Consider the following 9,957-nt stretch of genomic DNA (forward strand, 5'->3'; position numbering starts at 1 on the left):
CTATGAGTATGACTAATGGTTTTATGAAATCAATTCATTTTTATTCATGGATGGCGCAGCATAAAATTCGTCTCGAATATCGACAATGTCAAGACTGCTGAATCAAAAAAGCCAAACAAAGAAAATTGGGAAGTACTGAAGAAGCAAGAAATAGGCGCAGGTTTCATCTCAGAAATTAAGGTACCGGATCACCATGAGTAAAGAGTTCGCATTTGCCATCAAGAGCATTAGTTTCGATGAAGACTATCGTCCTTCAGACACTACGCGCATCACAACCAACTTTGCTAATTTGGCCAGAGGGCAGAGTCGCCAGGAGAACTTACGTAATACCTTCCGGATGATTGACAATCGTTTCAATGCCTTGGCGCATTGGGACAATCCCCAAGGCGATCGTTACGCCGTCAAACTCGACATCATTTCCGTTGAGATGAATATCGATGGTGAGAGCAGTGGAAATGCGCTCCCTTTGATTGAAATATTGAAGACAAATATTGTCGATCGAAAAACGGATGAACGCATTGAGGGCATCGTAGGGAATAATTTTTCCTCTTACGTGCGAGATTACGATTTCAGCGTGCTGCTGCTGGAGCACACCAAGAATCAGCCAAAATTCAGCACGCCGGATCATTTTGGCGAGCTGCACGGGAAGCTGTTTAAGTGCTTCGTGAATTCAAGCACCTACAAGGACTATTTCAAGAAGCCACCCGTTATATGTCTGAGCGTTTCGAGTAGCAGGACCTATCATCGGACCGAAAACCAGCATCCTGTATTGGGCGTTGAATACCTGCAGGATGAGTATTCCTTGACTGATGAATACTTCAAGAAAATGGGCTTGAAGGTTCGCTACTTCATGCCTCCGAATAGTGCTGCACCTCTGGCTTTTTATTTTTCCGGCGATTTGCTGGGTGACTACACCAATCTTGAGCTTATCGGCACCGTCAGCACGATGGATACCTTCCAAAAGATTTACCGGCCTGAGATTTACAACGCGAATTCTGCAGCGGGAAAGTCTTATCAACCAAGCTTGAAACACCAGGATTATTCATTAACCCGGATTGTTTATGATCGAGAAGAACGTAGCCGTCTGGCTATTGAGCAGGGAAGGTTTGTCGAGGAGCACTTTATCAAACCATACCAGGCGATTCTTGAGCAGTGGTCCGCTAACACCCCTCTTTGACTAATCAAAAACACCAGGTCATCTATTGTGAAAAAATTGTTACCCACTTCAACTGCTGGCAGCTTGCCTAAACCCTCTTGGCTTGCACAACCCGAGACTCTCTGGTCACCCTGGAAATTGCAAGATGGGGGATTGATCGAGGGCAAGCAAGACGCCTTGCGTTTGTCGCTGCAGGAACAGCAACACGCGGGTATTGACATCGTCAGTGATGGCGAACAAACGCGTCAACATTTTGTGACGACGTTTATTGAGCACCTGGATGGCGTCGATTTCGAGAACCGCAAGACCGTCAGAATCCGTGACCGCTATGATGCGAGCGTACCGACGGTCATGGGTGCTGTGGCTCGCCGAAAGCCGGTGTTTGTCGAAGACGCCAGGTTTTTGCGTCAGCAAACCAAGCAGCCGATCAAATGGGCTCTGCCAGGTCCCATGACGATGATCGATACGCTTTATGACAACCATTACAAAAGCCGCGAAAAACTGGCTTGGGAATTCGCCAAGATTCTCAATCAGGAAGCCAGGGAGCTGGAGGCTGCTGGTGTCGATATCATCCAGTTTGATGAGCCCGCATTCAATGTTTTCTTTGATGAGGTGAATGATTGGGGCGTTGCCACGCTGGAAAAGGCCATTGAAGGACTGAAGTGCGAAACTGCTGTCCATATTTGCTATGGCTATGGCATCAAGGCTAATACGGATTGGAAAAAGACGCTGGGCTCAGAGTGGCGGCAATATGAAGAAGCTTTTCCCAAGCTGCAAAAATCCAGTATCGATATCGTCTCGCTGGAATGCCACAACTCTCGCGTTCCAATGGATCTCATTGAGCTGATCCGAGGTAAAAAAGTGATGGTAGGGGCCATTGATGTGGCAACCGATACCATTGAAACACCCGAGGAAGTCGCCAACACCCTGCGAAAAGCACTCCAGTTTGTCGATGCCGACAAGCTCTATCCTTGCACCAACTGTGGCATGGCTCCCTTGTCTCGTGGAGTGGCAAGAGGCAAGCTGAATGCTTTAAGTGCAGGCGCAGAAATCGTCCGTCGAGAACTCTCGAACTAATTTTGAGGCGAAAAATGGTCGTCGTGAGTGATCTGCTCGCGACGGCCAAACGCGGAGAATCGAGTGGGCAATGTGGTCGGTTTTGATTGACTAGTCGCTTTCAATATTGATAAAGGCTGAAGTCAGCCAACATTGCCGGACTACTTCCGGTCTTCTTTAACACTGTCGAACTGCGCCCAGTATTTAGTACCTACTATGTCAATTTCCAGTACTGCTATCGAGCCATTGCGCTTTCGCGAAGTGCTCGGGCACTACGCATCCGGCATCACGGTGATTACATCTCACATCGACGGCGAGCCGATTGGCTTCACTTGCCAGTCGTTCCATAGCGTGTCGATGAGTCCGCCGCTGGTGTCATTCAGCGTCATGTCCAGTTCGGCCAGCTATCCAAAAATTCGCCAGGCGGGTCGATTCGCAGTCAATATCCTGTCGGATGAGCAAATCAAGATTTCCAACCAATTCGCCCGGCGAGGCGCGGACAAGTGGCACGGAATCGAATGGCAGGAATCGCCACTGGGTAATCCGATCATTGCCGGCAGCCTGCATTGGCTTGATTGTGAAATTTACGCCGAACACGCCGCAGGCGATCACCTGATCGTGATTGGTGAAGTGAAAGCGTTGAATCTGAAAGAAGTTGCTGCCACACAGCCATTGCTGTATTTCAAAGGACAATATCGCAACATTGCCGCGCATAGCGCGGTTTGAGCGCTTATCGTCGCAGTCGTTGCTCTGCACTATCGCCAGGAGGCCGCGACAACGACGCTCCTTTGATTGACAAGGTATTGAGCCGTCTTTGAGTTCATTGAAACAGGCACTGAGCGAAGGACGCTTCGTCTGCGTGCTGGAGATCGTTCCTCAACAGTCCCCTTCGCGCTTGGCTGAGCTTGAGCAAATCGTCCAGCGCGGGCATTTGGCAGGCTGGCCGCTATTGCCAGCCTTCGCCGATCGTGTTGGCCTGCGCTCGGACCTGAGCCCCCTGGAAGGCGCAGGGGCATTGGGAGATCCGCCCTCATCCTTGCTGCATTTTTCAGGCAAGGATCGCGAACGTACGGATTTGCTGCGCCAGATGGCGTTGATGAAGGTGCGTGGTCTGGAGCAATTGTTGCTGCTCAGTGGCGACCGCTTGCCAGGCCACTATCCTGGTCAGGCGCCGGTACGTTATCTGGAGTCGGTACCCGCGCTGCAGATCGCCCGTGAGCATTGCCCGGACTGGCTGCTGGGCGCGGCGTTGAACCCGTTCAAATACCGCGAAGAAGAAGGCGGCGCACAGTATCTGAAGGCGCAGAAAAAGCTTTTGGCTGGCGCTGATTTCTTTACCTTGCAACTGGGCTTCGACGCCGCCAAGCATAGTGAAGCCCAGACCTGGATGCGCGCCCAGGTACGTATGAAACCCATGCTGGCCTGCGTGATGAGGCTGACCGACAAGCGCGCGGCCGTCCTGGAGGCCGTGCCCGGCATCGTCATCACCGAATCCATGCGCGAGCTGTTGGGCCGGGAGCAACAGGTATCGCAGGCCTATGCCGATGCACGAAGTCTCGAGCGCCTGGCGCTGCAAATAGTGGGCCTGCAATTGATGGGTTATGCCGGAGTGCATGTGTCCGGGGTGCATACGCTGGACGAACTGCTTTCGTTGGAGCAGGCAATCGGCGAGCAGCGGGACAGCATGACCTCACTGGCCGACTGGATCGAACGATGGCATGCAAGTTGGCAAATGCCTGGGGCGAGCCAGGTATGCTTCCTCCCCGAAACCGGCGCCTGGGAAATGGGGCAATCCGATGTCACCGCCACCCGCCGGGAGCGCTTGCGATACACGCTGCTCTCTAAGGTACATGGCCAATTCTTCAGTCGCACGGGATGGCTCAGCAGGGCCTTTGGCTGGAGCGTGACGCGGCCGATCTGGAAGGCCGGTGCGGCTGCGGATGCGCTACATGCTGTCGAGCGGACGATCAAACGGCCGCTGGTCGGCTGTGATACCTGCGGCCGTTGCCGCTTGCAGGACACCCTCTACGTATGCCCCGAGACATGCCCCAAAGGCCTGGCGAACGGCCCCTGTGGCGGTACCCGGCTCAACCGTTGCGAATTTGCCGACCGGGAGTGCGTGCACAGTGTCAAATACCGAATTGCCAAATCTGCCAATCAGTTGCCTGTGCTGGCGCAGACGTTGATTCCTTGCATCGAAGCGGGCGACAGGCACCGCAGCTCCTGGCCTGAATGGTTCGAATCAGAAGATTCGACGACAGGGCGCTGAATTGAAACCCAGAGAATGATGACTGGTCAATGATATGTCGGCTTCTGGCCGGAAGCAGACGGCGGCAATAGCACAGTAACGTCATACTGCTGGAATTGTCCCGGAAGAAGGGAGGGCATGATGAGCATCAAAGTGATCAATCCACGACTGCTGTGCCTCCTGGCTGAACATTTCTCCAAATGATTCAATACATTGACTTGCGATAGCACTGGATCGGTCGAGCATGGCACGTTCAGCGTCTTGCACAGCTTGGCGCCAATCTGCGGCATTGATCAAGCTTTCTGCCAGCTCAGCGGCGTCAAGCATGGCTAAGTTCACCCCCGTACCCAGGGGAGGCATCACATGCGCCGCGTCTCCTATCAGTGTCAAGCCCGATTGATGGGGCCAGCTATTCTTGGCTGGAAGCGTCATGATGGGGCGAATGGCGGCAATGTGATCCGCCTCCCGCAACAATGAGGTGAGGGCAGGCGCCCAGCCGGTAAAACGTGAAAGTAGTTCATCTCTGCTTATATTGATTAGTGTTTTATCAGGCCGATCACCTTCTTCCGGTCGGGTGCGAAAGGCTGCATAGATACGCAGCCTTCCCTTGCCGTTGCGCTGCCCGATGATGCCGGCTTGATCACGCAATGCGAACATCGTTCCATGACCGACCAGCTCTGCCGCGGCCGGGTGAGTTTGATCAACATCGTCGAGCCAAAGCTCGACGAAGGTAACCCCGGTATAGGCAGGCACTGCGTCCGTCAATGCCAACCGGACTTTGGACCATGCGCCATCCGCACCGATGACCAGGTCAAATGGTCCAGCAACTCCCTCCTGCAATTGCAGCGTGGTGCGCCCGTCAGGCTGGATAACTACGGCATGCACACATGAATTCCAATGGATGATGTTTCCGTCCAGCGGGGCCAGAAGGAGCTGACGTAGAACATCCCGATCGATTTCCGGCCGTTCTCCAGCTCCGGCTGTCGGAGCGAATTCACGGGTGAGGGTGCCCGTTGTGCCATCGATGATTCGCAGCCCTTGATCTTCATGTCGTGCAACGGCCATGAACTGCTCAAGCAAGCCTGCTTTCTTCAGGGCGAGCTGGCCGTCTTCAGGATGAAGATCCAGCGACCCTCCTTGGTCACGTGATACGGCCGATGCATCGGACTCAAATACCTGGCATTGCCAGCCGCGGAGATGAAAAACGTTCGCCGCAGTCAGGCCAGCGGGGCCTGCACCAATGATGGCGATGGATGGCTGTTGTCGCATTTTCAGGGCTCCGGTATATTAATAGGTGCCTATCTATATAATAAATAGGTGCCTATGTAAAGGATGTTTATGAATAAAGCGAAAGCCTGGCGTCCACATGAAATGCCTACTTTGCTGATAAATCGACTGGCTCGTGCATTGTTGAAGCCGACGGATGAACGACTGCGTGAAGTCGGAATCAGTAGCTCCCAGTTACCTGTACTGGTGGCACTCAAGGATGGCGGCAAGCGCACGCAAAAGGAATTGGCGGATCTGGCCAATGTGGAACAGCCCAGCATGGCGCAATTGCTAGCGCGAATGGAGCGCGATAGGCTGATCGCGCGGGAAGCGTCATCGACTGATAGGCGCAGCAGTCTGATTTTTCTTACTGATCGAGCTCGACAGTTACTCGAACCCGGACGCGCTGTCCTGAGAGATATCGATCAGAATGTGTGCGCAGCCTTAAGCAAGGAAGAAAAGGAGGTGCTGGTTAGTTTGCTTCAACGCCTAATGGCAAGTGTTACCGGCGAGGGGAATGATTGAAAATGCGCAATACTATCCAGTGCAAGAGCAATCACGAACGACTGCTCATGTCCGATTGCGGACCATCTCTTAATCAGTAAAGACGACAGGCAAGAGGCGGGCGAGTATGGGCTGCAGGGACAGCTTCTTACAGCAGCAGTTCGCGCAGCAGATCCTTGCGAGGGCCGGAAGGGGGCTCGAACATCAGCGCCTGTTCCACGTGCTGCAGATGATGCCCCATCAGTTCCACCGCACGCTCCACATCGCCGGCGCGGGCGGCGGCGATGAAGGCGCTGTGTTCTTCGGAGGAGCAGGCGGCGTCGCGTGTGGACTGGTACAGCATGGTGATCAGCGCGCTGCGGCCGGCCAGTTTTTCCAGGATGTCGGTCAGCACATCGTTGCCGACGATCTTGGCCAGCAGGATGTGGAAGTCGCTCAAGAGGGTTGAGCGCACCTGCATGTTGTTGTCCTTGAGCGCCTGGCGCTCCGCTTGCAGGTGGGCTTCCAGCCGGTCATAGTCCGGCGCCGTGGCGCGTGCCACGAATTCCCTGACCATTGCCACTTCCAGCGTGCGGCGCACGAAGAAGATGTTGCGCGTTTCTTCCACCGTGGGTTTGCAGACGAAGGCGCCCTTGTCGGGCACCAGGTCGACCAGCTTGTCCTTGGCCAGCATCAGTAGTGCCGAGCGGATCTTGGTGCGGCTGACCTGGTAGACCCGCGCCAGCGCTTCTTCGGGTAGCTTGGCGCCGGGCGGCAGGCGCTGTTCGGCAATGTTGGCGGCGATATCGCGCGCGATGGCCTCGGAACTGTCGGGGGCGGGCACAAGATCGGTCATGGGAATGGATGGGCGGTTGGTCGTGGTCTTGTCCCAATTGTAACCACTGGCTCGCGCCTCATCCATGCTCATTCCCATATATTGTTTACCCGTTCACCTGTTCGTTGCCCATCGGCGCGCTATGGAGCGGCGCCAGTTGCTGGCCGCCGAGTACCGCGCGGGCGCGTGCCTTGTCGATGTCCTTTTCCCCGCAAGCGATCACCACGGTGGCCACGCAGTTGCCCAGCAGGTTGCCCAGCGCGCGGGCGATGCCGATGAACCAGTCGATCGACAGCACCAGCACCAGGCCGACCACCGGGATGGCGGGGATGGTGGTCAGCGTCGCCGCCAGGATCACGATGGCCGAACCCGGTACGCCGTGCGCGCCCTTGGAGGTGACCAGCGCAATGGCCAGGATGGCCAGCAAATCGCCGGTGGCCAGCGGTGTGTTGGTGGCCTGGGCAATGAACAGCGCGGCCATGGTCAGGTAGATGGAAAAGGCATCCAGGTTGAACGAATAGCCGGTGGGGATCACCAGGCCGACCGTGGACTTCTTGATGCCCATGTGTTCCAGCTTCTTCATGATCTGCGGCAGTACGCTGTCGGAGGAGGCTGTGGCCAGCACCACCACCAGTTCTTCGCGCAGGTAGCGGATCAGCTTGAAGATGCTCAGGCCCGACAGGCGCAGGATGCCGCCCAGCACCACCAGCACGAAGAAGATCACGGCGCCGTAGAACAGCAGTACCAGGAACCCCAGTTGCTTGAGCGAGCCGATGCCGTACTTGCCGACGGTGAAGGCGATGGCGCCCAGCACGCCCAATGGCGCCAGGCGGATGAAGAAGGACATGCACTTGAAGAAGGCGTCCGACAGCGATGAGACCAGCGCCACCACCGGTGCGCCTTTTTCGCCGATCAGCAGCAGCGCGCAGCCGAAGGTGACCGAGATCAGCAGCACCTGCAGTACGTCGCCCGAGGTGAATGCACTGACTGCGGTCGCCGGGATCAGCTTCATGATGAACTCGGTGAATCCGGTGCCCTTGACCTTGCTGGCGCTCTCCACATAGGTGCCCAGGCTGCTGGCGTCGAGGTTGTGCGGATCGATGTTCATGCCGGCGCCCGGCTGGAACACCACTGCCAGCACCAATCCCAGCAGCAGGGCAATGGTGGTGACCACTTCGAAATAGATGATCGCTTTCACGCCTACGCTGCCGACCTTCTTCAGGTCACGCGCGCCGCAGATGCCCTGCACCACCACGCAGAATACGATCACCGGGATGATCATCTTGATCAGCTTGATGAAGCCGTCGCCCAAGGGTTTGAGGCTTTGCCCGAATTCAGGCCAGAACAGCCCGATCACGATGCCGCCGATGAGGGCAAGTACCACTTGCCCGAACAAGGACTTGAATAGTTTGCTCACCGTTGTCTCCTGATGTTGTTTTTTATGAAAGTTTGTCGCAGCCGGGAAATTTTTTTCTTATGGGCTGGAACAAGATCACTATATTGCATACAATTTTTGAATACAATAAAAATATACAAAATTGATTCATCCAAACGACGCACCCAAGGAGACAGCGATGAAAGATGTTCCAGAGCAATACCGGCAAGGCGGCCAGCAGGCCATGCAGTGGGCCGACGAACTGGCCCGGCACAGCGAGGCTGGCGGCATGCTCACGCGTACTTACCTGACCCCGGTGCATCAGGCTGCGGCCGAACAACTGATGGATTGGATGCTGCAGGCGGGCATGACGGTACGTCGCGACCAGGCCGGCAATGTCATCGGCCGCTATGAAGCGGCCGCCGGCGTGGATGACCAGGCGCCGGCGATGGTAACCGGTTCGCACTTCGACACGGTGCGCAATGCAGGCAAATACGACGGAAATCTCGGAATTCTGTTGCCGCTGGCCTGTGTGGCGGAGTGGAATCGCCAGGGTCGGCGTTTTGCCTTCCCGGTCGACATCATCGGTTTCTCGGAAGAGGAGGGGGTGCGCTTCAAGGCTACGCTGCTGGGCAGCCGGGCGATTGCCGGCACCTTCGACCAGGCCGTGCTGGGGAACGTGGATAGCGAAGGCATCAGCATGCGCGGGGCCATGCAGGCTGCCGGCTTCGATGCCGGCCGCATCGCCGAGGCGGCTTGGCCGCGGCGGTCGGTAGCTGCCTTTGTCGAGGTACATATCGAACAGGGTCCCTTGCTGCTCAACGAAGACCTGCCGGTGGGCGTGGTCACTGCGATCTCGGGCGCCACCCGTTTCATGGCCGAAGTGCGCGGGCTGGCGGGCCATGCCGGCACGGTGCCCATGCACATGCGGCGCGACGCTGCCATGGCCGCCGCCGAGATCGGCCTGTTCATCGAGCGCCGCTGCAGCATCAAGCCGGGGCTGGTGGGCACCATGGGCATCCTGGAGGTCGTCAATGGCGCGGCCAACGTGGTGCCGGGCAATGCCGGTTTTTCCATCGACATCCGCGCCGAGCAGGATGCCGACCGCATCTCCGCCGTGGCCGATACGGTGGCCGAAATCGAACGCATCGCCGCGCGCCGCAGCGTCGACATCCAGTTGCGCAAGACCCATGAAGCCTCCAGCGTGCCATGCGCGCCGCGCCTGCAGGGCGGCCTGGCGCAAGCCATCGAAGCTGCCGGCTGGCCGGTGCGCCACTTGCCTTCAGGCGCCGGCCACGACGCCATGGCGATTGCCGCCATCGCCGACGTCGCCATGTTGTTCGTGCGCTGCGGTAACGGCGGCATCAGCCACCATCCGGACGAAACCATGACCGTCGACGACGCCGCCGTTGCGGCGCAGGTCTTCAGCACCTTCGTCGAGAACTATCGTGCCTGAGTAGCGGCTTTTTCGCCTCGTCCGGCTCACGCATATCGAAACAGAAAACGCATTCAATAAAGTAAAGGAACGCAGATGCAAA

Annotated in this window: 9 protein-coding genes; 6 read left to right on the forward strand and 3 right to left on the reverse strand. The window is 56.6% G+C overall.

Translation table 11 applies throughout. From position 1 onward, the window contains the following. The first annotated feature begins 193 nt into the window (after positions 1–193). The 4 genes from AKL28_RS22450 to AKL28_RS22465 all read left to right on the forward strand — a co-directional run bounded on the left by AKL28_RS22450 (position 194) and on the right by AKL28_RS22465 (position 4,481). Positions 194–1,177 (forward strand): DUF1852 domain-containing protein, encoded by a 984-nt coding sequence (locus AKL28_RS22450; protein ID WP_050470528.1) that lies wholly within the window; start codon positions 194–196, stop codon positions 1,175–1,177. Between the two features lie 27 nt (positions 1,178–1,204). After that, a complete protein-coding gene (locus AKL28_RS22455; protein WP_174525359.1) occupies positions 1,205–2,233 on the forward strand; it encodes a methionine synthase in 1,029 nt (342 codons plus the stop codon). A 195-nt stretch (positions 2,234–2,428) separates the two neighbouring features. Further along, positions 2,429–2,938, forward strand: a complete 510-nt coding sequence (locus tag AKL28_RS22460) for a flavin reductase family protein (RefSeq protein WP_050470530.1) — start codon at positions 2,429–2,431, stop codon at positions 2,936–2,938. Between the two features lie 97 nt (positions 2,939–3,035). Continuing rightward, on the forward strand, positions 3,036–4,481 hold the full coding sequence (locus AKL28_RS22465; RefSeq protein WP_197091079.1) for a methylenetetrahydrofolate reductase C-terminal domain-containing protein: 1,446 nt from the start codon (positions 3,036–3,038) through the stop codon (positions 4,479–4,481). A gap of 81 nt (positions 4,482–4,562) precedes the next feature. Here the strand turns inward: AKL28_RS22465 and AKL28_RS22470 are convergent, their stop codons facing one another. Continuing rightward, positions 4,563–5,729 carry an FAD-dependent oxidoreductase gene (locus tag AKL28_RS22470; protein ID WP_050470532.1) on the reverse strand — a complete coding sequence of 389 codons (1,167 nt, stop codon included), beginning with the start codon at positions 5,727–5,729 and terminating at the stop codon, positions 4,563–4,565. 69 nt (positions 5,730–5,798) lie between these two features. On the opposite strand from AKL28_RS22470, the gene AKL28_RS22475 reads away from it, so the two are divergent. After that, positions 5,799–6,251: a MarR family winged helix-turn-helix transcriptional regulator gene (locus AKL28_RS22475; protein ID WP_231602628.1), complete on the forward strand. Its 453-nt coding sequence runs from the start codon at positions 5,799–5,801 to the stop codon at positions 6,249–6,251. Between the two features lie 127 nt (positions 6,252–6,378). Here AKL28_RS22475 and AKL28_RS22480 read toward each other — a convergent pair whose 3' ends face one another. Beyond that, entirely contained in the window at positions 6,379–7,065 is a 687-nt protein-coding gene (locus AKL28_RS22480) for a GntR family transcriptional regulator (protein WP_050470536.1), read from the reverse strand. A gap of 85 nt (positions 7,066–7,150) precedes the next feature. Next, the gene (locus AKL28_RS22485) at positions 7,151–8,461 is read right to left on the reverse strand and encodes a C4-dicarboxylate transporter DctA (protein WP_050470534.1); all 1,311 of its coding nucleotides are present in this window, start codon (positions 8,459–8,461) and stop codon (positions 7,151–7,153) included. A gap of 157 nt (positions 8,462–8,618) precedes the next feature. Between AKL28_RS22485 and AKL28_RS22490 the strand changes: the two genes are divergently transcribed. After that, the gene (locus AKL28_RS22490) at positions 8,619–9,875 is read left to right on the forward strand and encodes an allantoate amidohydrolase (protein ID WP_050470535.1); all 1,257 of its coding nucleotides are present in this window, start codon (positions 8,619–8,621) and stop codon (positions 9,873–9,875) included. Positions 9,876–9,957 lie beyond the last annotated feature (82 nt).

The organism is Herbaspirillum chlorophenolicum (genome assembly GCF_001189955.1).
Lineage (GTDB): Bacteria > Pseudomonadota > Gammaproteobacteria > Burkholderiales > Burkholderiaceae_D > Herbaspirillum > Herbaspirillum chlorophenolicum.